Source organism: Bradyrhizobium sp. USDA 4510 (genome assembly GCF_054059095.1).
The window spans coordinates 5,750,974-5,774,119 of sequence record NZ_JBSSBT010000001.1; the positions used below are offsets into that span (position 1 = coordinate 5,750,974).

General features: G+C 64.5%; 25 protein-coding genes and 1 tRNA gene. 7 read left to right on the forward strand and 19 right to left on the reverse strand.

Going from position 1 to position 23,146, the window contains the following annotated elements:
* Nucleotides 1–136: 136 nt before the first annotated feature.
* The 3 genes from ACVMDN_RS26770 to ACVMDN_RS26780 all read right to left on the reverse strand — a co-directional run bounded on the left by ACVMDN_RS26770 (nucleotide 137) and on the right by ACVMDN_RS26780 (nucleotide 1,465).
* Nucleotides 137–406 carry a sulfurtransferase TusA family protein gene (locus ACVMDN_RS26770; protein ID WP_057014863.1) on the reverse strand — a complete coding sequence of 90 codons (270 nt, stop codon included), beginning with the start codon at nucleotides 404–406 and terminating at the stop codon, nucleotides 137–139.
* A gap of 54 nt (nucleotides 407–460) precedes the next feature.
* Entirely contained in the window at nucleotides 461–1,006 is a 546-nt protein-coding gene (gene mobB / locus ACVMDN_RS26775; RefSeq protein ID WP_141339621.1) for a molybdopterin-guanine dinucleotide biosynthesis protein B, read from the reverse strand.
* A 159-nt stretch (nucleotides 1,007–1,165) separates the two neighbouring features.
* Nucleotides 1,166–1,465: a hypothetical protein gene (locus ACVMDN_RS26780; RefSeq protein ID WP_210262749.1), complete on the reverse strand. Its 300-nt coding sequence runs from the start codon at nucleotides 1,463–1,465 to the stop codon at nucleotides 1,166–1,168.
* Nucleotides 1,466–1,992: 527 nt separating this feature from the next.
* Here ACVMDN_RS26780 and ACVMDN_RS26785 point away from each other — a divergent pair.
* Together ACVMDN_RS26785 and ACVMDN_RS26790 are read left to right on the forward strand one after the other, a co-directional pair.
* A complete protein-coding gene (locus ACVMDN_RS26785) occupies nucleotides 1,993–2,250 on the forward strand; it encodes a hypothetical protein (RefSeq protein WP_311988559.1) in 258 nt (85 codons plus the stop codon).
* Nucleotides 2,251–2,465: 215 nt separating this feature from the next.
* Nucleotides 2,466–4,997 (forward strand): fused MFS/spermidine synthase, encoded by a 2,532-nt coding sequence (locus ACVMDN_RS26790; RefSeq protein WP_076823888.1) that lies wholly within the window; start codon nucleotides 2,466–2,468, stop codon nucleotides 4,995–4,997.
* A gap of 256 nt (nucleotides 4,998–5,253) precedes the next feature.
* Here the strand turns inward: ACVMDN_RS26790 and ACVMDN_RS26795 are convergent, their stop codons facing one another.
* Nucleotides 5,254–7,203 carry a molybdopterin biosynthesis protein gene (locus ACVMDN_RS26795; protein WP_076823884.1) on the reverse strand — a complete coding sequence of 650 codons (1,950 nt, stop codon included), beginning with the start codon at nucleotides 7,201–7,203 and terminating at the stop codon, nucleotides 5,254–5,256.
* Nucleotides 7,204–7,212: 9 nt separating this feature from the next.
* Complete coding sequence (locus ACVMDN_RS26800; RefSeq protein WP_076823882.1) at nucleotides 7,213–8,334, reverse strand: molybdopterin-binding protein; 1,122 nt, start codon at nucleotides 8,332–8,334, stop codon at nucleotides 7,213–7,215.
* A 185-nt stretch (nucleotides 8,335–8,519) separates the two neighbouring features.
* Here ACVMDN_RS26800 and ACVMDN_RS26805 point away from each other — a divergent pair, with 185 nt between their 5' ends.
* On the forward strand, nucleotides 8,520–9,731 hold the full coding sequence (locus ACVMDN_RS26805) for an ABC transporter substrate-binding protein (protein ID WP_076823879.1): 1,212 nt from the start codon (nucleotides 8,520–8,522) through the stop codon (nucleotides 9,729–9,731).
* Between the two features lie 126 nt (nucleotides 9,732–9,857).
* Here the strand turns inward: ACVMDN_RS26805 and ACVMDN_RS26810 are convergent, their stop codons facing one another.
* Entirely contained in the window at nucleotides 9,858–10,826 is a 969-nt protein-coding gene (locus ACVMDN_RS26810) for a TAXI family TRAP transporter solute-binding subunit (protein WP_057014857.1), read from the reverse strand.
* 119 nt (nucleotides 10,827–10,945) lie between these two features.
* On the opposite strand from ACVMDN_RS26810, the gene ACVMDN_RS26815 reads away from it, so the two are divergent.
* Together ACVMDN_RS26815 and ACVMDN_RS26820 are read left to right on the forward strand one after the other, a co-directional pair.
* Nucleotides 10,946–11,914, forward strand: coding sequence for a Bug family tripartite tricarboxylate transporter substrate binding protein (locus ACVMDN_RS26815; protein WP_057015085.1), 969 nt, complete (start codon nucleotides 10,946–10,948; stop codon nucleotides 11,912–11,914).
* Between the two features lie 191 nt (nucleotides 11,915–12,105).
* Nucleotides 12,106–12,181 (forward strand) — tRNA-Ile (locus ACVMDN_RS26820).
* Between the two features lie 20 nt (nucleotides 12,182–12,201).
* On the opposite strand, the gene ACVMDN_RS26825 is transcribed toward ACVMDN_RS26820, so the two are convergent.
* Nucleotides 12,202–12,999 (reverse strand): helix-turn-helix transcriptional regulator, encoded by a 798-nt coding sequence (locus tag ACVMDN_RS26825; RefSeq protein ID WP_057021007.1) that lies wholly within the window; start codon nucleotides 12,997–12,999, stop codon nucleotides 12,202–12,204.
* A 161-nt stretch (nucleotides 13,000–13,160) separates the two neighbouring features.
* On the opposite strand from ACVMDN_RS26825, the gene ACVMDN_RS26830 reads away from it, so the two are divergent.
* Both ACVMDN_RS26830 and ACVMDN_RS26835 read left to right on the forward strand, forming a co-directional pair.
* Nucleotides 13,161–13,352 (forward strand): hypothetical protein, encoded by a 192-nt coding sequence (locus ACVMDN_RS26830; RefSeq protein ID WP_076823877.1) that lies wholly within the window; start codon nucleotides 13,161–13,163, stop codon nucleotides 13,350–13,352.
* Between the two features lie 246 nt (nucleotides 13,353–13,598).
* Entirely contained in the window at nucleotides 13,599–13,769 is a 171-nt protein-coding gene (locus tag ACVMDN_RS26835) for a hypothetical protein (RefSeq protein WP_244558641.1), read from the forward strand.
* Nucleotides 13,770–13,884: 115 nt separating this feature from the next.
* Here ACVMDN_RS26835 and ACVMDN_RS26840 read toward each other — a convergent pair whose 3' ends face one another.
* The 12 genes from ACVMDN_RS26840 to ACVMDN_RS26895 all read right to left on the reverse strand — a co-directional run bounded on the left by ACVMDN_RS26840 (nucleotide 13,885) and on the right by ACVMDN_RS26895 (nucleotide 23,113).
* On the reverse strand, nucleotides 13,885–14,070 hold the full coding sequence (locus ACVMDN_RS26840) for a hypothetical protein (RefSeq protein ID WP_158074156.1): 186 nt from the start codon (nucleotides 14,068–14,070) through the stop codon (nucleotides 13,885–13,887).
* A 334-nt stretch (nucleotides 14,071–14,404) separates the two neighbouring features.
* Complete coding sequence (dhaK, locus tag ACVMDN_RS26845) at nucleotides 14,405–15,388, reverse strand: dihydroxyacetone kinase subunit DhaK (protein WP_076823874.1); 984 nt, start codon at nucleotides 15,386–15,388, stop codon at nucleotides 14,405–14,407.
* Nucleotides 15,389–15,425: 37 nt separating this feature from the next.
* On the reverse strand, nucleotides 15,426–15,848 hold the full coding sequence (locus tag ACVMDN_RS26850; protein WP_057021010.1) for a hypothetical protein: 423 nt from the start codon (nucleotides 15,846–15,848) through the stop codon (nucleotides 15,426–15,428).
* Entirely contained in the window at nucleotides 15,841–17,460 is a 1,620-nt protein-coding gene (gene ptsP / locus ACVMDN_RS26855; protein ID WP_076823870.1) for a phosphoenolpyruvate--protein phosphotransferase, read from the reverse strand. Before ptsP ends, ACVMDN_RS26850 begins: the two co-directional genes overlap by 8 nt.
* A 1-nt stretch (nucleotide 17,461) precedes the next feature.
* Nucleotides 17,462–17,764, reverse strand: coding sequence for an HPr family phosphocarrier protein (locus ACVMDN_RS26860; protein ID WP_233475452.1), 303 nt, complete (start codon nucleotides 17,762–17,764; stop codon nucleotides 17,462–17,464).
* A gap of 31 nt (nucleotides 17,765–17,795) precedes the next feature.
* Nucleotides 17,796–18,188 (reverse strand): dihydroxyacetone kinase phosphoryl donor subunit DhaM, encoded by a 393-nt coding sequence (gene dhaM, locus ACVMDN_RS26865; protein WP_028163196.1) that lies wholly within the window; start codon nucleotides 18,186–18,188, stop codon nucleotides 17,796–17,798.
* A complete protein-coding gene (gene dhaL, locus ACVMDN_RS26870; protein ID WP_057021013.1) occupies nucleotides 18,185–18,808 on the reverse strand; it encodes a dihydroxyacetone kinase subunit DhaL in 624 nt (207 codons plus the stop codon). Before dhaL ends, dhaM begins: the two co-directional genes overlap by 4 nt.
* A 21-nt stretch (nucleotides 18,809–18,829) precedes the next feature.
* Nucleotides 18,830–19,855, reverse strand: a complete 1,026-nt coding sequence (locus ACVMDN_RS26875; RefSeq protein WP_076823867.1) for an ABC transporter ATP-binding protein — start codon at nucleotides 19,853–19,855, stop codon at nucleotides 18,830–18,832.
* Nucleotides 19,848–20,945 (reverse strand): ABC transporter ATP-binding protein, encoded by a 1,098-nt coding sequence (locus ACVMDN_RS26880; protein ID WP_057021015.1) that lies wholly within the window; start codon nucleotides 20,943–20,945, stop codon nucleotides 19,848–19,850. Before ACVMDN_RS26880 ends, ACVMDN_RS26875 begins: the two co-directional genes overlap by 8 nt.
* Nucleotides 20,946–20,949: 4 nt before the next feature.
* On the reverse strand, nucleotides 20,950–21,168 hold the full coding sequence (locus ACVMDN_RS26885) for a hypothetical protein (RefSeq protein WP_057021016.1): 219 nt from the start codon (nucleotides 21,166–21,168) through the stop codon (nucleotides 20,950–20,952).
* A complete protein-coding gene (locus ACVMDN_RS26890; RefSeq protein ID WP_016843403.1) occupies nucleotides 21,165–22,142 on the reverse strand; it encodes a carbohydrate ABC transporter permease in 978 nt (325 codons plus the stop codon). The genes ACVMDN_RS26885 and ACVMDN_RS26890 overlap by 4 nt, the downstream gene beginning before the upstream one ends.
* On the reverse strand, nucleotides 22,139–23,113 hold the full coding sequence (locus ACVMDN_RS26895; protein WP_141339626.1) for a carbohydrate ABC transporter permease: 975 nt from the start codon (nucleotides 23,111–23,113) through the stop codon (nucleotides 22,139–22,141). Before ACVMDN_RS26895 ends, ACVMDN_RS26890 begins: the two co-directional genes overlap by 4 nt.
* Nucleotides 23,114–23,146 lie beyond the last annotated feature (33 nt).

Here is a 23,146-nt window from a genome sequence, read left to right on the forward strand (position 1 = left end):
GGCACGGGCCCAGTCGTTGTCCGTCGATGCGCCCACACTCGAGCACAACGCCATCACCACAAGCCGGCGGACATTATCAATTCGCGCAGAATGGAAAATAGGTGTCGATAGGCAAAAGGTAGATATCAAGCTGCATCTAGCGCGTACGCGGCAACGCAGCATTCGAATTGCCTATCGCTCCATTGATCTTCTCGATCAAGAAAACGATCCGGGCGTCGCTTCGTTCGGTGATCTCGACCTTGTCGCCGGTCTCCTGGATGAGGGCCGGGATATCGATCACCGAAAGCGGATCGGTGCAGTGCACCTCGAGGAAATCTCCCGCCGTCACGCTCCGGAGGGCCTTGCGCGTCTTCAGCGCCGGCAGCGGGCATTTCAGGCCGGTGAGATCGAGCTTCGTCGTTGTCATGGTTCGACCATGGCGAAGCCGTCCTGCATCGTCAACGCCGCCTCCCCGTCCACGTCAGCCTTCGGCCGGAGCCGACGCGAGCACGTCGTCGACGGGAATCGCGGCGCGCAGCATCAATTCGGCAACGTCCTCGATGTCGTCGAGATGCGCGACCGGCAGCGTGGTTGCAACGGCGACATCGCTGGCAATCCCGACCACGCGCGGGTCGTCGGGAAACAGCAGCGGCTTGCCGTTGGCGGCGCGGTACACCTCGATCTTGTTGACCGGCTCGCGCTTGAAGCCTTCGACCACGACCAGATCGACCTGCGCCATCTTGGCGAGCAGCTCCGGCAGCCGCGGCTCATCGGCGCCGCGCAGCTCGTGCATCAGCGCCCAGCGCCGCGTCGAGGACACCAGCACCTCGGTCGCACCGGACTGCCGGTGCACCCAGGAGTCCTTGCCGGGCACGTCGACATCGAATTCATGGTGGGCGTGCTTGATTACGGAGACGCGCAGGCCGCGGCCCAGCAGGCAGGGGATCACCCGCGACAGCAGGGTGGTCTTGCCGGCACCGCTCCAGCCCGCGAGGCCAATCACTTTCATACGCGTCTCCGAAGACATGCCAATCGTTAGGGTATCCACGCCCGCGGTTCCGCCCGACATGGATGGCCGGGACCAGCCGTGACGGCGGAAAGCCGCGACTTGCGCCCAACGCTGCTTATATCAGCCTTGGAGCAATGTCATGCCAGGCTCGCCGGCGGATGAGGATGGGCTGGCGCGCTAGAGGACCGCCCTCGGAAACTCCTGCAGCAGCTGCGCCCACAGCACCGCGAACGCGATCAGGCCACACCCAAACGCCGCGGTGAATCTCGGCAATCGGCCGATGGCGACGAGCAGCCAGGCCGGCAGGAAGAACAGGCCGAACACCATGCCGAGCGGAAAGACCGCCAGCCACTGGAAGCCGGTACCGTCGCCAGGCGGCACATGGGCGATGGCGTAGAAGGTGTAGAGCCAGAACAAGGTGCCGGCCGCCGCGACGAGCGCGGCAATCTTACGGAAGTTGGCGGTGTCGAATGCCATGATGGATTGGTCGCCGCAATCGGCGAACCCGTTCACGGGCCGCCGCGCAAGTTGGGCTCGGCGCGCTATCCCGCAGGGTCAGTCGTTTCGTTGACTGACAGGCCGCCCCGGCTTGGCCAGCCTTGCCGATCGGCTCTCTCTCGGGGGCTGGTCACGCATCCGTAGCCTCTTCCGCGGCCGCTGCGTATCGACTGCCAGCACTTCTTCCAGCGTTGTATTCCTAAAACGAAGCCTTCTTAACATCGCTCCGCTCCTCGAGCGGGTGGGAGCCCCATCGGTCGCTCAACCACCGACATCCACAACAGGGCCCATGTCGGTGACAAGAGATAACCAGCGACGGGACGGTTTGCTCCAATGCATGTTGCAGCCCCCGCTCACGTCACGCGCGATCCCGCTATCCAGCGGATTTACCTCGAAATTTCCGATACGCAGGGCGATCGGAACACGATAATGTGCAGCATGGAGGACTATGTATGCCTCGCTCGCCTTCGATTGTGCCGCATTCAATCGATCACGACACCTATCTGGTGCTGAACGATTTTGGCCGACTGGGCCGTGCCTGGAGCGAAACCGACGAAGAAGGCACTGACCGGAAAACGCTGATCCGCCGCCTGCTGGATGACCAGTACAGCCGTCCGGTCCGCATCGTGGCCTTCAATACCAACGAAGGATGGTCGCGCGACGTCACGACCGACATTGCCGACGAGCTTCGGCGCCGTTTCGTCGAATACGAAGAGGTCCCGCGCTCCGTGCTGGAGTTCGTGGAGACGGCGATGCGGCATTGAGCTGGATCCGCAACGCAAAAGGCCCTCTCACAGCGCGATCGTTCGGCCCCCTGCAAGCATCCGCCAAACGGCAATTTTACGAGCAATTTCAACGGGATCCGGCGGCCGCGCAGCGCCGCTCCGCCATAAGGCAATATTAAGAGCATTCGCCTTACCTGTTCTCCGTTCAACGGGAGAGCGGTCCAGTGCGCAATCGTGGTGACGTTCGAGACGCCGTGAGCCTGAAAAACCGGGTTCTGGTCACGGCGATCTTTCTGGCATCGGGCGCGGCATCGCTGATCCTGCAGGTTCTCTGGTTCAAGCAACTGCAATTCGTGCTGGGAAGCGCGACCGTCTCCGTCAGCGTCACGGTGGCAAGCTTCTTTTTCGGTCTCTCGCTGGGCAGCGCCCTGGGAGGCCGGATCGCCGACACCGTCAGCCGCCCGCTGAAAATTTACGGGCTGCTCGAACTCGCCCTCGCCCTCGTTTCTCTCGCGGTCACCGCGTTTCTGTCGCATTGGCCGACATGGGTGGGCTGGCTGTCACCGATGCTGGATCTGGAGTCGCCATTCCGGCTGCCTCTCATGGTCGCCGTGTCGCTCGCCATCCTGTCGCTACCGACGATGTTGATGGGCGCGACCCTGCCCTTCCTGGTGAGATTCCTGACCCGCACACAAACCGACCTCGCCAATCGCATCGGTCTGCTCTACGGGTTCAATACCCTCGGCGCCGCCATCGGCACCCTGGCGGTCGGCTTTGTGCTGATGGGCCTCTGGGGCATCGCGGGATCAAGCCTGGTTGCGGCAGCGCTGTATGTCTGCGTCGGCGTCGTTGCCCTGTTCGTTGCGCGCGGCGCAAGCCCGCTCTTGCCGGTCGCGGCACAGGCGCCGGTGCAAACCGCCGCGACCGCGCGTGGCAGGACGTCGATCCTGATCTGGATTTTCGCGTGCTCCGGTTTTGTATCGATCGCCTATGAGGTCGTCTGGTTCCGATTCCTGACCAATGTCAGCACCTCGAGCGTCTACGCGTTCTCGGGCATGCTCGGCGTTTACCTGCTGGGGCTCGTGATCGGCGCCCTGATCTGCGCCAGGCTACTCGCCCCCCGCAAGGATCAATTGCTGCGATACTTCGCCGTGACGCAGCTGCTGATCGCGGTTGCAGCCACGCTGACCGTCGGAATGCTCGGCAAGGCGCGGACCATGGGAGTAGCGCTGTCTCCCATCGTATCGGGCCTGCTTCCAGTCCCGGTGCAGGAGCTGTTGGGGGGTGACGTTTCATTCTTCCTGGTCTGCGCTGTTGCGCTGTTGCTGCCGACGACGCTGATCGGCATCAGCTTTCCCCTGGCCAGCGAGCTGACCGTGATGCAGATGAGCGCGCTCGGCCGCAGGATCGGCACGCTCTACGCCTTGAACACGATTGGCGGCGTCGTGGGCTCGCTGGCGGCGGGCTTTCTGCTGATCCCGTATCTGGGCAGCCAGGGCGCGCTCACCGCGCTGATTGTCGTGAACGTCCTGCTGTTCGTCGCGACCACCGTGTCGCAGCCGGATCTTCTGAGAGAAAGGAGCCTGTGGCGGCAGGGGACGATCGCCGCGAGCGTCATAGCCGTAGCACTGCTGCTCTTCACTCCGCACTATCTGGAGCGGGTCCTGACCGCGATCGAAGGCGCCAATGTGCTCGAGTTGCGGGAAACCCGGCAAGCGACCTTTGCGGTGGTCGAGTATCGCGAGAAGGCGGCTGGCACCTATCAGCAGTTGGTGGTGAATTCGAAGAGCTACGCCAACAACCGTCCCGAGGGCAGACGCTACATGGCCGCGATGGGGCATTATCCCGTTCTGCTGCACCAGGGCCCGGTTGAAACGGCTGTCGTCATTTGCATCGGGACCGGAACCACGGTGGGAGCGGTGAGCACCCATGAAGAATTGCAATCCATCGACGCGGTCGATCTGGCATCAACGGTGTTCGAATTCGCGCCCCGCTTCGTGCCGATCAACAAGCAATTCTATCAAAATCCCAAGGTCCATCAGATCGTCGCGGACGGGCGCCACTTCCTGCTGGGGACCAAGGAGACATTTGACGTCATCACGCTCGAGCCGCCACCGCCCCATGATGCCGGCGTCATCAACCTCTACACGGAGGAATTCTATGCGCTGGCAAAGCAGAGGATGCGTCCCGGCGGCGTTCTCGCGCAATGGGTGCCGCTGGATTTCAACCGCGGCATCCTTCCGAAGATGATACTCAAGGCCATGATGGGCCAGTTCAAGCATGTCTCGCTGTGGCTGCCGTCCAGAATGGAAGGCGTGGCGATCGCCTCCGATGAACCGTTGAACATCGATCCGCACGAGCTCGCCATGCGCATGTCGAAGCCCGCGGTGGCTGAAGACCTGACGGCGAACGGCCTCGGCTCGCCCGAGGATTTCCTGGCGACATTCATCGCCGCCGATGAAAAACTCGCGGCCTTTGTCGGGGATGTGCCGACCCTCACGGATGATCGGCCGCGTCTCGAATATTACAACTGGTATCCGCTGGGTTCGGTCAGCGTGGACGAACTGAAGCGCCTCCGCGAGCCGGTGGAAGCCTATCTTGCCGACCGTTCCATCGACGAGGCCCGTCTCGACACCGCGCGCACGGTGGCCAATGCGATCCTGGACGAGCACAAGGCCACGGCCGACGGCGACAAGTCCGCCGCCCGGGCCGCGCTTCGCCTGGCCGTCAAACTGGACCCGGACAATTCCTACGTCGACTTCCTGGACCGCAAGCTGAGCGAGTGATCAGGGTGCCTTCGGCACACCGCATCAGGAAGTCCCCGAATGTCGCGAGAATGCGGATGTTTTGACTCACAGCTAGCGCAACAAGCTCAGTGTCGTCCCTGCGAAAGCAGTGCGAAAGCAGGGACCCATAACCACAAACGCAAATTGTTACGCGATGCTGGAACGGCGAGGCCCGCCTGTAACGCCCGCCGCGGCGTATGGGTTCCTGCTTTCGCAGGGACGACAGCTGTGATGGTGCGGCAGAGCGGCACACCGGCTACGCCGGCCTGAACCCCGCCTTCGTCAATGCAGCCCGCCCTTCATCCGACGCCAGTGCGTCGAGAAAGGCCTGCACTGCGGGCCGCTGCTTGCGCGCCGTCACCAATGCGAAGTCATAATGCTCTTCGGCGAGCGGTATGAAGCCGAGTCCGGACGCATCGGCGACCGGCGCGATGGTCATGCCCCAGTCGGCGCGGTGCTGCGCCACCGCGGCCGCAACCGCATTGTGCGAGCGCGGCTGATTCCAGTAACCGTCGGGCCGGCTGCCCGCCAGCAAGCGATCGATCAGGATGCGGGTGCCGGCGCCCTGGTTGCGGTTGACCATGATGCAGGCGGGATCGGCGAGCGCGGCGCGCACCGCCTGTTCTGCACTCAAGCCGGCAAAGCGCGTGTCGTCCTTGCGAAACACGATGCCCTGCATGCGCCGCCAGCCCGGCACCAGTTCGAGCCCGTCGGCCAGATACGGCGTGTTGTAGGTCTCGGTCTTGTCGTCGAACAAATGGATCGGGGCGAGATCGCATTCGCCGCGCTTGGCGGCAGCGAGCCCGCCGAGGCTGCCGACCGCGATCGAGCGCACCACGAGACCGGCATGCGCCAGCGGCGCGGTGACGAGATCGAGCCCGGTGCAATGGCTGCCGACGATGACGAGATCGGGCACCCGCACATGCGGCGTGAACAGCGTCACCTCGGCCTCGCTGCCGGCCGGCAACTGGTCGGCCAGCGCCTCGATCTTCAGGAAGCCGTCGGCCTGCGCGAACGAGGTGATCGCGCCCGAGCCCTTGCCGCCGGGATAGGCGATCAGGCCGTCGGCGCCCTCGACCAGCGACACCATCACGAACTCGGTACGCCCGAGCTCGGAGGCGATGCGCACCGGCACCTTCGCCGCCACCTTGGCATCCGATCGCGGCGGCAGCCCGGCCATCCGCCGCAGCACCGGCACGATCATGTCGTGGAAGGTGAACATCGCCGAGGTCGGAAAGCCCGGCAGGATGACCACCGGCTTGCCGTCGCACACCGCAAGGCACAGCGGCTTGCCGGGCTTCAGCGCCACGCCATGCGCGATGATGCCGGGCTTGCCGAGGCGAGCGATGATCCGGTGCGAGACGTCACCCGCGCCCTTAGAGGTGCCGCCCGACAGCACCAGCATGTCGCTGTCCGCCAGCGCCTTGCGCATCGCGGCCTCGAGCGTCGCCTCATTGTCGGCGATCGCGCCAAGGAACGACGCGTCACCGCCGTTCTCGGCAATCGCCGCGGTGACGATCGCACCATTGGTGTCGTAGATCGCGGCCGGCCGAAGCTTCTCACCCGGCTGCACCAGTTCGTCGCCGGTCGAGAGGATCGCGACGCGCGGACGGCGCGTCACCGCAACCTCGGCGATGCCACAGGCCGCGAGCATGCCGATCTCGCGCGACCCGATCATCGTTCCCGCGCGCAGCAGGGCCTCGCCGCGCGCGATGTCGGAGCCGGCATAGGACACGAACTGGCCGGGCGACGCCGCACGCCGGACCTCGATGGTGCCGTGGCCGGCAGGCTGGGTGTGCTCGACCATCACGATGGCATCAGCGCCGCGCGGTACCGGACCGCCGGTCGCAATCGCGGTTGCAGTACCCGGGAGCACCGGCATGGTGGGCGCGGTCCCGCACGAAATCGTCTCGTCGTTCAGCGCGAGCTGCACCGGCGCGGCCTCGCCGGCGCGCGCCAGATCGGCCGAGCGCACCGCAAAGCCGTCGACATTGGAGCGATCGAATGGCGGCACGTCGATCGGCGCCACCACGTCCTCCGCCAGCGCACGGCCGAGCGCATCGGCGAGCAGCCGTTTCTCGGACGGCAATTGGCGCGGGAACAGCGCCGCCTCGAAGCGCGCGAGCGCCTCCTCGCGCGACAGGATGGTCAGGAACTGGTCCTGCTCGACGGAAGGGTTGGGTTTCGGCGTGAACGTGTTGCTCATCTCGGGAACTCACTCCCGCAACATATAGGCATCGACCACCGTGCCCGCACCAAAGCCCTCGGCATCGCCAGGCACGATCAGCAGGGCTTCGGCGCGCGCGACGGCATCGAGCGACAGGTCGCCGATGGCAAGTGCCGCCCAGGAATCCTGTTGAGTACCTTGCGCACGTATCAGCAGCACGACCTCGGCAACGCCGACGCCGGAGGCGATCTTGCGTTCCAGCGGCAGCGCCAGTGTTTTGCGCGCGCGCCGGCCCGACAGGCGGTCGAGCAGGGGAAGCGCAATCGCCCACCAGGCCGCGAAAGCCTGATCCGGCGCGCCCGGCAAGGCGACGACCGGCGTTGTGTGGATACGGCCGACCGCTGCGGTGCGCCCCGGTTGCAGGGCAATGCCGTGCGCGATCAGTGCGCCACGCGTTGCCAGCGCATTCACCGCGGCATCGGTGTGACCAACGCCGGTGCCGCCGATCGTGACCATCAGATCGCAGCCGTCTGGTTCGAGTGCGTTTGCAATCGCCGCCACATCGGGTGCCGCCTCGATGCCGACGACCTCAGCGCCCGCGAGGCGCGCGGTGTCAGCGATCAGTTGTGCGGTCAGCTCACCATTGGCGACGTTGACGATGCGAAGCCGCGGCCGTCGCACGCGCAACATCTGCAGTCCGGCCGCGCGCGCGAGCAGCAGGCCGCGCGGCAGCAGCGGCTCCCCTGCTGCGATCACGGTGCGCCCAACGGCGATGTCGCTGCCGACACGCCTGACGCCCTGCCCCGGGATTGCTTCGGCGAGCACCTGCGCAAGCGGACCGGAGGTATCGACGGCATCGGCATCGACCACGCAGTCGGTGCCATCAGGCATCGCAGCGCCTGCCGCCACCCAGACCGGAGGTTCGGCCAGCGGCAACGGCGCATAGGACGACGCGCCGACCAGGTCATTGGCGCGCATCGCCCACCCGTCGCTGACCGCGACATCGCGCGGCGGATAGGCGCGCAAGGCCGGCATCTCGGCCGCAATGCAGCGCAAGGCGTCGGCCGGCGGCAACGCGATCGGCTGGACCGGCCCGACGTCGCGCAGCACGGCAGCCAGTGCCGCAACGAGCGGGGTGAGCGAAGGCGGAAGGCGCTGGGCGGTGACCATGGCCCGCTATGAACTGAATCGGCCCCGAAAGAAACTGTCTCTCGCCGCACCGGGGCTGCGTCATTAGACCGATGGCGCGTTGACGCGGTCCCCAATATAGTTGCAAAAGAAACCAATATGACCGGGTCGCCGAAGGCCCGGCACAACCAATAATGGCCAATGCGCCAATTCAGGAGGGAGACAGAATGAAGGCCACCAGATTAGCCATGTTCGGGACGCTCGCAGCCACGCTGCTGGCCTCCCCGAGCGTATCGGCGCAGGTATCCGACGACATCGTCAAGATCGGCGTGCTGACCGACATGAACGGCCCCGCCTCGACGCCGACCGGCCAGGGCTCGGTCACCGCCGCGCAGATGGCCGTCGACGATTTCGGCGGCAAGGTGCTCGGCAAGCCAATCTCGGTGATCGTCGGCGATCACCAGCTCAAGCCGGATATCGGCGCGACCATCGCGCGACGCTGGTATGACGTCGATCAGGTCGACCTCATCGTCGACGTGCCGGTCTCGGCGGTCGGGCTCGCGGTGCAGAACATGGCCAACGAGAAGAAGAAGCTTTTCATCACGCATTCGACCGGCGCGACCGATTTCCACGGCAAGTTCTGCTCGCCCTACGCGATACAGTGGGTATTCGACACCAGGGCGCTCGCGGTCGGCACCGCGCAGGAGGTGGTGAAGCGCGGCGGCGACAGCTGGTTCTTCATCACCGACGATTATGCGTTCGGTCACTCGCTGGAGAAGGACGCCTCCGCGATCGTGACCAAGAACGGCGGCAAGGTGCTCGGCGCGGTGCGGCCGCCGTTTGCGACGCCCGATCTGTCGTCCTTCATCCTGCAGGCGCAGGCCTCGAAGGCCAAGATCATCGGCATTGCCGGCGGACCGCCCAACAACACCAACGAGATCAAGACCGCCGCCGAGTTCGGCGTCTTCGCCGGCGGGCAGCAGATGGCGGCGCTGCTGGCGCTGATCACCGACATCCACTCGATCGGGCTGTCGGCCGCGCAGGGCCTGCTGCTGACCACCTCGTTCTACTGGGACATGGACGACAAGACCCGCGAGTGGTCGAAGCGCTATTTCGCCAAGATGAACCGGATGCCGACGATGTGGCAGGCCGGCGTCTACTCCTCCGTGACCGCCTATCTGAACGCGATCAAGGATGCCGGCACCGACGATCCGCTCAAGGTCGCGGCCAAGATGCGCGAGAAGCCGGTCGAGGACTTCTTCGCCCGCAACGGCAAGCTGCGCGAGGACAATCTGATGGTGCACGACCTCTGGCTGGTGCAGGTCAAGACCCCGGCCGAGTCGAAATATCCGTGGGACTATTACAAGATCCTGGCCAAGATCTCGGGCGAGGACGCGTTCGGCCCGCCGGACCCGGCCTGCGCGATGGCGAAGAAATGACGACCGAAGGTCGTCATTCCGGGGCGATGCGTCAGCATCGAACCCGGAATCTCGAGATTCCGGGTTCGCGCTTCGCGCGCCCCGGAATGACCTCTGCATAGACGCGATAGCGCGTCCATGCAGAAGTCATTTCGCCGCCCCGATCTCGCGGAAATATCTGAGCACGCCGGGGTGGATCAGGTTGATATCAGGCGCGGCGGCGAGCGTGTTCGCCGCCGTGGTCTCGCACGCCTGGGCGAGCTTCGTGCAGAAGGTCGCTTCGATGCCGTGCAGCGTTTTCGCCAGCCGGTAGGCGACGTCGTCGGGCAAGGTCTCGCGCACCAGGATGTAGCTCCAGGAGCCGACCGAAGAGATTGCCGCGGTCTGCTTCGGATAGCTGCCGGCGGGGATCGTCAGCGGCTTGAGGAACGTGTGCTTGGCGCGGATGCGGGCGATCTCGTCCGCGGTCGGCGCGATGAAGCGCGCGCCGGTGGCGCTCTCGGCCATCTTGGTGAAGCCGGGCCAGCCGATGCCGGCGCCCCACAGTGCGGCGGCGCGGCCATCCTCAACCATCGCGGGCCCGTCGCCGGCGCGATCGAGATAGATCGACTTGAAGTCCTCGTCCTGCTTCAGCCCGATGCCGTCGAGGATGTAGCGCGACAGGATCGGCAGGCCGGAGCCCTTGGCGCCGAACGCGACGGGCTGGCCGACCAGGTCCTGGATAGTCTTGTAGGGACTGTCCGCGCGCACCACGAACATGCCCGGGCTCGAATACATCGCGGTGAGGATCTTCAGCTTCGTGGCCTTCGGCCGGCCGATGCCCATGAAGGCTTCATAGGACGGCTCGCCCGCCACGGTCGCGATATCGACGTTGCCGGCCTCGAGCAGCGGGATGTTCTCATTGGAGCCCTTGGTGTTGCGCGGCTCGATCGACAGCGTCGGGTCGGCCGCATTCATCACCTCGGCGAAGGCATTGCCATAGAGCGGAAAGCCGCCACCCGGCGTCGCCGTGGCGAAACTGATCGTGGTCTTGGAAATGGTCTTGCTCCCCTCTTGCGCCGCCGCCCCGTCCGCGAGCAGCAGCGCGCCGGCGCACATCATAACAGCGAATTTCATCCCGAGCCTCAAGCATTCCACACGAACCCGACTATCGTCGCACGGGCGACGTCGTAGGCAAAGCCAGCGTTTTGTGAAACCATGCCGGCAACAGTCACAAGAAAATGACGGGAGAGACGATGATCCAGTTCGCGCGTGTCGCCTTGCTTGGTTTGATTTGCTGCCTCGCCTCGATTGCCCCCTCATCCGCATCCGACTATCCGAACCGCCCGGTGCGCTGGGTGATCGGGTTTGCCGCCGGCGGTCCGGTCGACATCGTCGCCCGCATCATGAGCCAGTGGCTGTCGGATCATTTCGGCCAGCAATTCATCGTCGAGAATCGCACCGGATCGGGCGGCAACATCGCCGCCGCGGCCGCTATCAACTCGCCGGCTGACGGCTATACGCTGTTGTTCGTCGCGCCCAACAATGCGATCTCGACCTCGCTCTACAAGAAGCTGCCGTTCGACTTCCTGCGCGATACCACCCCGGTCGCGAGCATCATGCAGCTCACCAACATGCTGGTGGTCTCGAACGCGATGCCGGTGAAGACCGTCCAGGAGTTCATCGACTACTGCAAGGCCAATCCGGGCAAGATCTCCTATGCCTCTTCGGGCAACGGCACCTCGGTGCACATGTCGGCCGAGTTGTTCAAGGCGATGACCAAGTGCGACATGCTGCATGTGCCGTATCGGGGATCCGCGATCGCCTTCCCCGACATCATCTCCAACAAGGTGCAGCTGATCTTCGACAATCTGCCGTCGGCGCTGGAGCAGGCCCGCGGCGGCAACGTCCGCGCGCTCGGCGTCACCTCGCCGAAACGCTGGGCGAGCGTGCCCGACGTGCCGGCGATCGCCGAGACCGTGCCGGGATTCGAGGCGGTCGGCTTCTACGGCATCTCGGCGCCGAAGGGCACCCCGCCCGAGATCGTCGATGCGCTCAACAAGGCGGTCGGCGAAGCGCTGAAGGACCCCAAGCTCGTGGCGCGCCTCGCCGAGGTCGGCGGCATCCCGAAGCCGATGGCCCCGGCCGAATTCGGCAAGCTGGTGGCCGACGAGACCGAGAAATGGCGCAAAGTCGTCGAGTTTGCAGGCGTCTCAGTGGATTAGGGCGCCGGTCGCCAGAAAGACGGAGGGCCAGGCAGGATGGCTGCCGGCCGCTGTTCCAGCATGCCAGCCGCGAGACGTGGCTGCCCGGCGGCGATGGCAGGGACGCGGGGGCGGCATTGCCGAAACCGCAGCCAGCCTGTAAACGGAGCCCGCACCGTTGCCGGCCGCGCCCCACGGCCCGCAAGGCGGCGGGGCCTGTAGCTCAATGGTTAGAGCCGGCCGCTCATAACGGTCTGGTTGCAGGTTCGAGTCCTGCCGGGCCCACCAGCAAATCAACTGTAAGTTCGTTATCGCAGCTTGCCGAGCCACAGCGCGGTGAGCGCCGAGCGATTACGCACGCCGAACTTGGCGTAGATCGACTTGACGTGGAAATGCGTGGTGTTCGGACTTTGGTCAAGCCTCTGCGCGATCTGCTTTTCCGTGTGCCCGTCGAGCAGTGCGAGCAACACCCTGCGTTCAGCAGGTGTCAGGGGTGCATTGGCGATGAGCAGGCCGTGGCTGAGCAGTTGCTGACGGTGAAACCATCTCAACCCGCGCATCACGAAGCCCAGACGCTGGCCGTCCTGTGCCGAGAAGCGAGGGGCCTCCGCATCGCGAAATACGAACAGGCGAATCCTCACGTCGTCGTTGAGCGCAATGCGCACGGAGATGCTGTCGGCGAATCCGACGTCCAGATAGTGCCGCCGATAGTGCTCGCCCTCGAACCATTCCGGCGGCAGCGCTTCGAACAGCAGGCGGACCCGGAACGGCTCATCTCCCGACATGGAAAGGATCTGAGACAGGTCGACGTCGCGGGACCAGAGCGTATCGAACTGCTTCTGCACGGATGCTGCCACCGCCGGTATCGGGTCCAGCACCCGGACGAGGCGCGGACGCCAACCGAGCAAGGGATCGGCCCGCTTCGGCGACGGCAATCGCACGACCACACCCCATAGCACATTGCGTGCCGACAACATGGTACGCAGTGCGGCTAGCAGATGTGTCAGTGCGGCGTCGCCGTCGCCGACGGAAAACTCGGCCAGCCGATCCCAGAGTGCATAGACATCTTGATTCTGCGGATTGGTGGAATCCGTGGATAGATACATGTCCCCCCCCCCGAAACGAGTGCGCAGATCACCGACCTTCGAGCATAGGAGACACCGGACCACCTTTCTAGGTAGTTCCCAGACGCATCAACTGGCGAGATATTCAGTGCGGGTGTTGGGAAGACTGGCCTTCTCACCGTCACGATATTCGGAGATTAACGATGCGCACAGCAACGGGCGCGCGCCGGCTTGACACGCCCGACGACGACCGGACGCAGCGGCGGTGGCGTCTCGGCTTTTTCATCGCCCTATTATGCGCCGTTTTGATTGCACTCGCGGCCTTCACGCAGGAGCAACCTGCTAAAGCGTTGATCCGCCCCACTGGCCCGCTGCCGGCGATCAACATTCCCTGATCGAGGCGCTGTTGGCGCACCATTTGCCTGGAGCCGAGATTTCATTTGCATTGGAAATTGTGGATCCAGACCGTTCACGATCGGGCATCTTTGCTCATGCTGATTTCGGTTTGCCTTTGGCCCTGCTTTGTCTGGGCATTCTGGGAGATCGAAGAAGCCCCCGTCGCCGAGAGCCGAATCGCGGGCTCGTGCGTGAAGCACGATGCTCGCTGACGCCCAGTCATTAACCAACTCCTGGAGATCATCATGCGCGCCGCTGCAGCTGCTGCGATTGCTAACGCTTTTGTCCGGGTATTCCCCGCATCGTCATTGCAGGCAAACGTCCTCAAGGAGACCGCGTTGTTCTGTGGAGCCGCCCTCTTGGTGTGGCTGCTGTCGATGACTTATGGGCTGGATCTTAGTGCCGGATTCTTCTAGCCGATCAGCATCTGATTTTGCGCTTGCTTCGGTATCCAAGCCCGTTGAGCCACATGTGCAGGGCTCGTCGCGCTCTTCAGGGTCAAGTTCATAGAAGGACGCGGAAATGCGCTGCTCAGACGTTTTGCTCTGCGGCTCGAAATCCTGGGTTGAAGCCGCCGGCTATCTCGCATCTCTTCTCGTCTTCGCCACGTTTTGCATGAAGACGATGCTCCAGCTCAGGATCACGGCCATCTTGAGCAATGTCGCGTTCATCGCATATGCGTTCTTCGACGGCTTGTATCCAATCCTCATCCTTCACTCGGTTCTGCTGCCTCTTAACGCTGTCCGAACAGTCCAAATGCTCCGCATCAGGCGAATTGTGGAGCAAGCATCCAGGAGCGAATTCACAACCGAACCGCTATGCCCGTTCATGGTTGCAGGTTCGAGTCCTGCCGGGCCCAGCAATAAATCAATGGCTTGGCACTCACGATCGCCGAAGCCCTTGTCTCCTCCACGCAAAAAAGATGCCGCGCCCGAAGGACACGGCAAGTTTCAGGGAGGGTGAACCGGCAGACTTCCGGTGCATGCCTGAGACCCCGGCCCATCGTCGATCGGGGCGCAATCTGAAAATCAGCGGCCGCCCACCACAGCAGTCACCATTTCAATGCGGCCGTACGCACGGGATGATCCCAGAGCCCGGTGGTCTCGCTGTCGAGCAGGCTTACGGTGAGCGAGCAACCCGCCATGTCCAGCGATGTGACATAGCTGCCAACCAGCGAACGGGCGATGCGCAGGCCCCGCTCCTCGAGCATCCGGCGCGTCGCGTTGTACATCAGATAGAGCTCGATCGTCGGCGTGCCGCCGAAGCCGTTGACGAGCAGCAGGGCCTCGGAGCCCGCGGGCGCCGCGAGATCGCCGGCGATCGCTGCCGTCATCTCCGATGCGATCGCATCGGCCTCTGCGAGCTTGACGCGGCGGCGGCCAGGCTCGCCGTGAATGCCGACTCCCATCTCCATCTCGTCTTCGGCAAGTGCAAAGGTCGGCGTGCCCGCAGCCGGGACGGTGCAGCTGGTCAGCGCAACGCCCATCGAGCGCGTCTGTGCGTTGATGCGCTCGCCGAGCGCCACGCAGGTCTTAAGATCGGCGCCCTTCTCGGCCGCGGCGCCGACGATCTTCTCGACGATCAGGGTGCCGGCGACGCCGCGCCGCCCGGCGCTGTAGGTCGACTTCTCGACCGCGACATCGTCATCGGTCACGATGGTGGCGATGCGACCCTCGGCGATCTCGGCTGCCATCTCGAAGTTCATGCGGTCGCCGGCATAGTTCTTGACGATGAACAGGACGCCGGCATCGCCCGCGACCGCCTGTGCGGCCTCGACGATCTGGTCCGGCGTCGGCGAAGTGAACACCTGGCCGGGACAGGCGGCATCCAGCATGCCGTAACCGACGAAGCCCGCATGCAGCGGCTCGTGCCCGCTGCCGCCGCCCGAGACCAGCGCAACTTTCTTCGAGTTCAGCTCGCGGCGGCGGACGAATTTGCGCTCGGCGCCCAGCACAACCAGATCGGCGTGCGCGGCCGCGAAACCGTCGAGGCTTTCGCCGAGCACGTTGTCGACCGAATTGATGAACTTCTTCATGGTGTCCTCCCCGCTTGGTCCGTTTGGCGTTTCTCGCCTATTTTTCCCGCATGATGTCAATCAGTCGCCGCGTGAACTCCTGGAGCAGCGTGTCAAGCTCGGCGTTGCGCTTGGTGCTGCCGAGGTCCGGCAGATGCAGCGTCAGCGTCCGCTCGTGCGAGCCTTCGCTCAACCGGCCGACGCGGCGCGGATGTGCGCGCGCATAGGCGCGAAGGAAGGCTGCCTTCGCCTGTGGCGGGAAGTGGCAGACATCGAAGATCGTGTTGAGATGCTGCACCGGGATCGGCACCGGATATGCGGGATTGCTGATCTGGCTGACGAAGCTGCGGTTCTTGCCCATGGCATGGGCCAGTCGAAGCCGCATGCCGGACGGGCGGCTCTCAAGGACTTCCTTGAAGATGCGCTTGTAGACCGCAACCGCGCCCGCTTCGGGCGCTTCATCGGCCGCCGTGTCAGCCAACGCTGCCTCCGCTGCTCAGCCGGTCAATGGTGTGCTTGATCTGCGCCAGCGCCGAGGCGTTCACGGACAATTCGCGCAGTCCGCAATTCAGCAAGGCGGGCAGGCAGCGCTGATCACCGGCCATGTCGCCGCAGAGGCTGACACTGATGCCGGCGCGGCGGCCGTGCTCCGCGGTCCGCGCGATCAGTTCGAGCACTGCGGGATGCAGAGGGTCCATCAAGGGGGCGAGAGCTCCGTTGGAACGATCGCAGGCCAGGACATATTGCGCGAGATCGTTCGAGCCGATCGAGAAGAAGGCGGCCTTGAAGCTAGATACCGCAAGGGCCGCCGCCGGGACTTCAACCATGATTCCCAGATCGGGAAGCATTGCGGCAATGCCGTCCGCCTGCAAGCGCTGCACGGCATCGGCGAACAGCTTCCGTCCCGCCTCGAGCTCGTCCGCCGAGGTGACCATCGGGAACATGACCTTGAGATTGCCGCGCACCGCGGCCCGCGCCAGCGCGCGGAGCTGAACCGCAAAGATCTCGGGCCGGGCGAGGCACAGGCGCAGGCCGCGCACCCCGAGGAACGGATTGGCTTCGCCGTCCACCGTGAAGCCCGGCACCGGCTTGTCGCCGCCCGCGTCAAACGTGCGAATGGTGACCGGTCGCCGGTCTGCCCAACGCAACACCGCATCGTAAGCCTGAAACTGTGTCTCTTCGTCGGGCAGGCCACCGCGCTCCGTCAGCAGGAACTCGGTGCGCATCAGGCCGATGCCGTCGGCATATTGCGCGTCGGCATGCTCGAGATCCTCGACGCGCTGGATATTGATGAAGAGCTTGATCCGCTCGCCGCGCCAGGAGGCTGTCGGCCGCCGCAGGATTGCGCGCGCGGATGCCCTGCTCTTGAGATGGCTGTCGCGCCGCTTCTCGAAAGTACGGACCTGTTCGGCATTGGGATCGAGTTCCAGCATCGCGCCTTCGCCGTCGAGCAACGCCATGGTGCCGATGTCTGGAATTGAACCGAGCTGCACCACCATCGGGATGCCGCGCGCGCGCGCCAGCATCGCGACATGGCTGGTCGGGCTGCCGCGCAACAGCGCCAGGCCGCCGCCGCCGGACCAGTCAATCTCGAGGAATCGCGATGGCGGCAGATCGTCGGCGCAGACCACGCCCCCGCTCGGGATCTTCAGCGGCTGCCCCTGGTCGCCGCGCAGAATGTGGACCACGCGGTCGCGCAAATCCGCAAGATCGGAGGAACGCGCTTTCAGATAGTCGTCCGGTGCGGAATTGTAGTCGGCGATGTGCGCGTCGAGCGTCGAACGCCATGCGACATCGGCCGGACGTCCCTCGCCGATCGACGCGAAGATCGCCTCGATCAAATCCTCATCCTCCAGCAGCGCAACCTGGAATTCGAGAATCTGCGCAGCTTCGCCGCCGGCGCTGGCGGCAAGATCCGCGATCTGGCCACTCGCGACGTCGATCGCATTGCGCAAGGCCAGCGCCTCCTCGACCAGTGTGCCGGCCACGCGCTCGCCGGCCGCGCCCGCATCGACACGGACAAACGGGCCATGGGCAAAGCCGATCGAGGCGGTCCTGCCGCGGTAGGCCAGACCTGCAGCGCCGCCCTGCATGCTATGGTGCTCCATCCGGAAAATCGCTTGCGATCAGATCGACCAGCGTCGCGACCGCAGCCTCGGCATCGCTACCGGAGGCCTTGATCTCGATCGTGCTGCCATGTGCCGCGCGCATTGCCATGATCTTGGCCACGCTCTTGGCATTGATCCATTCAGGCGCGCCCGCGACCCGCACCGAGATCTGAGCCTGGAACTTCTTGGCGAGCTTGGTCAGCTTGACCGCGGGGCGCGCGTGCATGCCAACCGCATGCACCAACCGCACACTGCCGGTGAAGATCTGTTCGTCCGCTTTATCAAGCATGCTCATCATCCATCATCGCTTCCCCGCCGGCTCAGTCGGCAGAGAGTTCCTCGGCCACGGCCCTGACCTGGGCCAGCGAGCTGCCGCCCGCAGCTTCGGTCGCCGCCATGACGGCGCCCTCGACGATCGGGGCGTTGCAGACGACAACGAGATCACGCCGCGCCGGCTCCAGCATTTCGACCGCCATTTCGCTGTTCGTCTCGGCGCCGCCGAGGTCGACAAGCACAGCAACGCCTTTTGATGACCAGGCATCGTTGATGGCGTCGATGATCAGCGGCACGCTGGTGCCGAGACCACCATCGGGATTGCCGCCGCAGAAGGCGACCTTGACCTCGCTGCCGACCATCTGCCGCACCATGTCCGCGGTTCCCTTGGCGATATCCCGGGAATGCGAGACGATCACGATCCCTACGGTATCGGTCATTGCCGCGCCTCCAGGCCAGCGCACACAGCGTGCAGCAGAACGCAGCTCGATCGTGCCCCCGGATCGACATGACCGACGCTGCGCGCACCGAGGAACGACGCCCGGCCCTTGGTGGCTTGCATCGGCACTGTGCGCTCAACCGCTTCAGCCGCGGTGATGCGCACCCGCTCGATCAGATCGGGCTGGCCGGCGCCCGCTTTCAGTGTCTCCAGCACCGGAACGAGCACATCGAGCATCGTCTTCTCGCCGGCCTGCGAGCGGCCGCGCGCGCTCACCGCGTCCACTCCGCTACCGAACACGTCGGCGAGATCGTCGGGCAGGTGTTTGTCTTGCGACAGCGCCTCGCCCGCGGCGAGAAAGAAACTGCCATAAAGCGGGCCGGAGGCGCCGCCGACCGTCATGACAAGGGTCTTGCCAATCGCCTTGAATGCCTCGTTGAGCGGCTGCGCCGAAATGGCATCGAGCTTGCCGAGCACGGCTTCGAAGCCGCGCTTCATGTTGGTCCCGTGGTCGCCGTCGCCGATCGCCTGGTCCAGGCTCGTGAGCTCCGGCGCGCTGGCGATGACCTGCTCGGCGGCCGCCTTGAGCAGCGACTTGAATGTCTCCGGTTGCACAGACATCTATCTGAACCTCTCGCTCCCCTATTGGACCATCGCGCCGATGCGTTGCCCCGCCCGGTCGAAACACAGCGGACGCACCAGTTGCAATTCAACCTCCTGGCCGGCCCGCAGCGGTTGGTGCGGATCCGCCAGCGTCACCAGCGTTTCGCCCTTATAGTCGAGGTGAACGTGATTCTGCTCGCCGAGATGCTCGACGCGATGCACCCGACCGACCATCTGCCCGCCGTTGCGCGCGGCGATCTGAAGGTGCTCGGTGCGGATGCCGACCGTCTCCGTTTCCGGCGGTATCGCCACATCGGACAGCAGCCGTGCGGGCAGGAAATTGATCTGGGGCGTCCCGAGCCGCGACGCGACGTAGCTGCTGGATGGATTTTCGTAGACCTCCCTCGGCGTGCCGAGCTGAAGCAGCCGGCCGTCCTTGATCACGCCGATCCTTGACGCCATCGTCATGGCTTCGACCTGGTCGTGGGTCACATAAAGGATGGTCGCGCCGAGCTCGAGCTGGATCCGCTTCAGCTCGAGGCGAAGCTCGGCGCGGAGCTTTGCATCCAGCGACGACAGCGGCTCGTCCATCAGATAGATCGAGGGATCGCGCACCAGCGCACGGCCGATCGCGACCCGCTGCATCTCACCTCCCGACAGGCGGGTGGCACGATTATTCAGCTTGCTGGCGATGTGCAGGAGCTCCGCGGTCTGCTCGACACGCTTCCGGATCAGCGGCTCCGGCACGCGCCGTGCCGGAGAGCGCAGCGGGAATGCGAGGTTGTCATAGACCGACAGATGCGGATACAGCGAATATTGCTGGAACACGAATGCGATGTCCCGTGAACCCGGCGGATCATGCGTCACATCGCGCCCGCCGATCATGACCGAACCGGCGTCGGGGCTCTCGAGCCCGGTGATCAGCCGCAGCGTCGTGGTCTTGCCGGCACCGCTCGGCCCGAGCAGGACGAGGAACTCACCGTCGTTCACGGTCAGCGAGAGGTCGCGCACTGCCTCCACCGCGCCGAAGCGCTTGCTGATGTTGCGTAAGCTGACGTCAACCATGGCGCCCCCCCTCCTCGCCGGCGGTCCTGATTGCAAGGCCGCTGCCGGCATCGAACAATGAGAGCCGACCGGAGTTGAATTCGAGGCCGACGGTCTCTCCGATCTGCACCGAGGCGCTCGACGGCAGCCGCGCCGCGACCCGTCCATAGGCCGTGTCGATCGTGACGATCTGCGTCGTGCCGAGATATTCCGCGCCGAACACCTCGCCGCGAACGGATCCGGCGTCGGTGAATCGAATATGTTCTGGACGAATCCCGAGGGCCAGCGCAGCGCTGGGGCGGTCCTCGCGGATCTCGGGCACCACGAGCCTGGTGTCGTGAAAATTGATCGCCCGGTCACCAGATCGCAGGCCGCCCTCGAAGCGCAGGAAGTTCATCGGAGGCGAGCCGATGAAGTCGGCCACGAACATGCTGGCGGGCCGGTCGTAGACCTCCTGCGGCGTGCCGATCTGTTCCACGCGCCCCTTGTTCATGATCGCAATCTGGTCGGCCATCGACATCGCTTCGAGCTGGTCGTGGGTGACATAGACCGTGGTCGCCTTGATGCGATCGTGCAAATCGCGCAGCTCGCCGCACATCAGATGACGAAACTCGGCGTCGAGCGCGCCCAGCGGCTCGTCCATCAGGAAGGCCTTCGGGCGCCGCACCATGGCTCGCCCGAGCGCGACACGCTGGCGGTCGCCGCCCGAGAGCTTTGATGTCTTGCTCGACAGCAGATGCTCGATCCGCAGCATCCGCGCGGTCTCCTGCACCCGCTCGCGAATCTCGTGCCGCGCCATGCCCTGGCACTTCAGCGGGAAGCCGATATTCTGCCCGACATTCATATGCGGATAGAGCGCGAACAGCTGGAACACGAACGCAATATCGCGGGCGGCGGCGCGGTGGAACGTGACGTCCTCCCCGTCGAGCAGGATCTTGCCCTCGGTCGGCAGCTCGAGGCCAGCAATCATGCGTAAGGTGGTGGTCTTGCCGCAGCCGGAAGGGCCGAGCAACGCGAAGAAAGTGCCGTCGTCGATGGTGAAGGTCGACCCTTCCACCGCGGTGAACTGATCGAACGACTTGCGAAGATTTTCGATGCGGATCTGAGCCATGTCCCTATTCCGGAAAGTGGCTGACGACGACGAAGCCTACCGTGCCGGCCAGAATCGTCACGAATGAATAGCTGTAGAGATCGATCGAGAAGGGCTGCACCAGCATGAAGATGCCGCCCCCGATCAGGGTCATCGCAACGGCCTCCCAGCGCCCGCGGCTGAAGAAGCGGTGCAATGTCCCCTTGGTTCCCTTGGCCTCCTTAACAACAGCTGAACCGCTCATTTGCGCACCGCTCCGAAGGTGATGCCGCGCAACAGATGCTTGCGGAGCAGCACGGTGAACATGACGATCGGGACGACGAACAGCGTGGTCGCGGCGGCAACCGCCGGCCAGTCCTGCCCGCCCTCACCGATGATGAAAGGGATGAAGGGCGGCATGGTCTGCGCCTCGCCGCTGGTCAGCAGAACCGCGAAGGCGTATTCATTCCAGGAGAAGATCAGGCAGAAGATCGCGGTCGCCGCAATTCCGGTGACGGCCTGCGGCAGCACCACCTTGCGCAGCGCCTGCAGTCGCGTGTAGCCGTCGACGAGGGCCGCCTCCTCGTACTCGCGTGGGATCTCGTCGATGAACCCCTTGAGCAGCCAGACCGCGAGCGAGACGTTCACGGCGGTATAGAGCAGGATCATTCCGAGCCTGGTGTCGGTCAGGTTGAGCTGCCGGTACATCAGATAGATCGGGATCGCGACCGCGACCGGCGGCATCATCCGCGTCGACAAAATGAAGAACAGGAGATCGTCCGCCAGCGGAATGCGGAAGCGCGAGAAGGCGTAGGCCGCGAGCGTACCGAGGAAGACGGCGAGGAAGGTCGAACCGAACCCGATGATGAGCGAGTTGACGAAGCGCGGGACGACTTTGGACGGTCCGGCAATGACCATGTCATGCTTGCGGACCAGCTTGTCATACCAGGTCTCCGGGGGCGGCAACTTGGCGATGAAATCAGGTGTCTGGCGGGTGCGCACCGTGAACAGGTTGACATAACCTTCGAGCGTCGGCTCGAAGATCACCTTGGGCGGATAGGCGATGGCATCGCTTTGCGACTTGAAGGCGGTGGCGACGATCCAGACCAGCGGCAGGATCGTGATCAACGCATAGAGGATGACGAGAGCACCAGCGAATGCCTTGGTGCGCGGCGAGGCCTCGACGATCGAGTGTGCGCTGGATCTGGCCAGGACCGATTTGGCTACGGCAGCGGTCATCGTTGCTTCACCTTGTTGAGCGCTTTGACGTAGATGTTGGCGGCCCCGAACACTGTCACGAACAGGATGATGGCGAGCGCGGACGAATAGCCGGTGCGCCACTTCTCGAATGCCGCACGCTTCAGCGTGATCGATACGAGCTCGGTGGTCGACCCCGGCCCTCCCGAGGTCAGCAGGTTGACCATGTCGAACATCTTGAAGTTCTCGATCGCGCGAAACAGCACCGCCAGCATCAGGAACGGCACCGTCATCGGCAGCGTGATCGACCAGAACTGCCGCCAGGCCGAGGCACGATCGACTTCGGCCGCCTCATAGATATAATCCGGGATCGAGCGCAGCCCGGCGAGACAGATCAGCATCACGTACGGCGCCCACATCCAGGTGTCGACGAGCACGATGGTCCATGGCGCGAGCGCGACTTGCCCTGTCATGCTGAAAGAGCTCGGCGGCACACCGGTGAACAAGCTGATCAGATAGTTGAACGGGCCGATCTGCGGCTGCAGCAGCAGCGTCCAGAAATTACCGACAACCGCCGGCGACAGCATCATCGGCAGCAGGATGATCGTGGTCCAAAAGCTGTGGCCGCGGAACTGACGGTTGATCAGAAGCGCGAGCCCAAAGCCGACCACGACCTGCAAGGCGACCGAGCAGATCACGAATTGCGCGGTGGTCTGGAGCCGGAACCAGACGTCCTCGTCGTTGAGTATGTCGCTGAAATTGTCGAGCCCGACAAACCGCAGCGGCAGATAGGACATGCTGAGGTTGAGGCTGGTGAAGGACAGCCGGATCATCCAGACCAGCGGAAAGATGTTGATCGCGAGCAGCAGCGCAATCGTCGGCGCGACGAACAGCCACGCGATGGTCCGGTCGGACAGACCATGGCCGCGGCGCACGGCGCGGGATTTGGCGGGCTCGCTCACGCCCGGGATCGTAGCATGGTCGGGTTGCAGGATCGTCGTCATCTTGTCCATCGGCTGGTTCGTCTTCCCCGAGGCTGACCTCGG

Excerpts from the sequence above, each read along its gene's own strand:
- ACVMDN_RS26770 (WP_057014863.1), bottom strand. The coding sequence starts at position 406 with ATGACAACGACGAAGCTCGATCTCACCGGCCTGAAATGCCCGCTGCCG.
- mobB (WP_141339621.1), bottom strand. The coding sequence starts at position 1,006 with ATGTCTTCGGAGACGCGTATGAAAGTGATTGGCCTCGCGGGCTGGAGC.
- ACVMDN_RS26780 (WP_210262749.1), bottom strand. The coding sequence starts at position 1,465 with ATGGCATTCGACACCGCCAACTTCCGTAAGATTGCCGCGCTCGTCGCG.
- ACVMDN_RS26795 (WP_076823884.1), bottom strand. The coding sequence starts at position 7,203 with ATGAGCAACACGTTCACGCCGAAACCCAACCCTTCCGTCGAGCAGGAC.
- ACVMDN_RS26800 (WP_076823882.1), bottom strand. The coding sequence starts at position 8,334 with ATGGTCACCGCCCAGCGCCTTCCGCCTTCGCTCACCCCGCTCGTTGCG.
- ACVMDN_RS26805 (WP_076823879.1), top strand. The coding sequence starts at position 8,520 with ATGAAGGCCACCAGATTAGCCATGTTCGGGACGCTCGCAGCCACGCTG.
- ACVMDN_RS26810 (WP_057014857.1), bottom strand. The coding sequence starts at position 10,826 with ATGAAATTCGCTGTTATGATGTGCGCCGGCGCGCTGCTGCTCGCGGAC.
- ACVMDN_RS26815 (WP_057015085.1), top strand. The coding sequence starts at position 10,946 with ATGATCCAGTTCGCGCGTGTCGCCTTGCTTGGTTTGATTTGCTGCCTC.
- ACVMDN_RS26825 (WP_057021007.1), bottom strand. The coding sequence starts at position 12,999 with ATGTATCTATCCACGGATTCCACCAATCCGCAGAATCAAGATGTCTAT.
- ACVMDN_RS26830 (WP_076823877.1), top strand. The coding sequence starts at position 13,161 with ATGCGCACAGCAACGGGCGCGCGCCGGCTTGACACGCCCGACGACGAC.
- ACVMDN_RS26835 (WP_244558641.1), top strand. The coding sequence starts at position 13,599 with ATGCGCGCCGCTGCAGCTGCTGCGATTGCTAACGCTTTTGTCCGGGTA.
- dhaK (WP_076823874.1), bottom strand. The coding sequence starts at position 15,388 with ATGAAGAAGTTCATCAATTCGGTCGACAACGTGCTCGGCGAAAGCCTC.
- ptsP (WP_076823870.1), bottom strand. The coding sequence starts at position 17,460 with ATGCAGGGCGGCGCTGCAGGTCTGGCCTACCGCGGCAGGACCGCCTCG.
- ACVMDN_RS26860 (WP_233475452.1), bottom strand. The coding sequence starts at position 17,764 with ATGCTTGATAAAGCGGACGAACAGATCTTCACCGGCAGTGTGCGGTTG.
- dhaM (WP_028163196.1), bottom strand. The coding sequence starts at position 18,188 with ATGACCGATACCGTAGGGATCGTGATCGTCTCGCATTCCCGGGATATC.
- dhaL (WP_057021013.1), bottom strand. The coding sequence starts at position 18,808 with ATGTCTGTGCAACCGGAGACATTCAAGTCGCTGCTCAAGGCGGCCGCC.
- ACVMDN_RS26875 (WP_076823867.1), bottom strand. The coding sequence starts at position 19,855 with ATGGTTGACGTCAGCTTACGCAACATCAGCAAGCGCTTCGGCGCGGTG.
- ACVMDN_RS26880 (WP_057021015.1), bottom strand. The coding sequence starts at position 20,945 with ATGGCTCAGATCCGCATCGAAAATCTTCGCAAGTCGTTCGATCAGTTC.
- ACVMDN_RS26885 (WP_057021016.1), bottom strand. The coding sequence starts at position 21,168 with ATGAGCGGTTCAGCTGTTGTTAAGGAGGCCAAGGGAACCAAGGGGACA.
- ACVMDN_RS26890 (WP_016843403.1), bottom strand. The coding sequence starts at position 22,142 with ATGACCGCTGCCGTAGCCAAATCGGTCCTGGCCAGATCCAGCGCACAC.
- ACVMDN_RS26895 (WP_141339626.1), bottom strand. The coding sequence starts at position 23,113 with ATGGACAAGATGACGACGATCCTGCAACCCGACCATGCTACGATCCCG.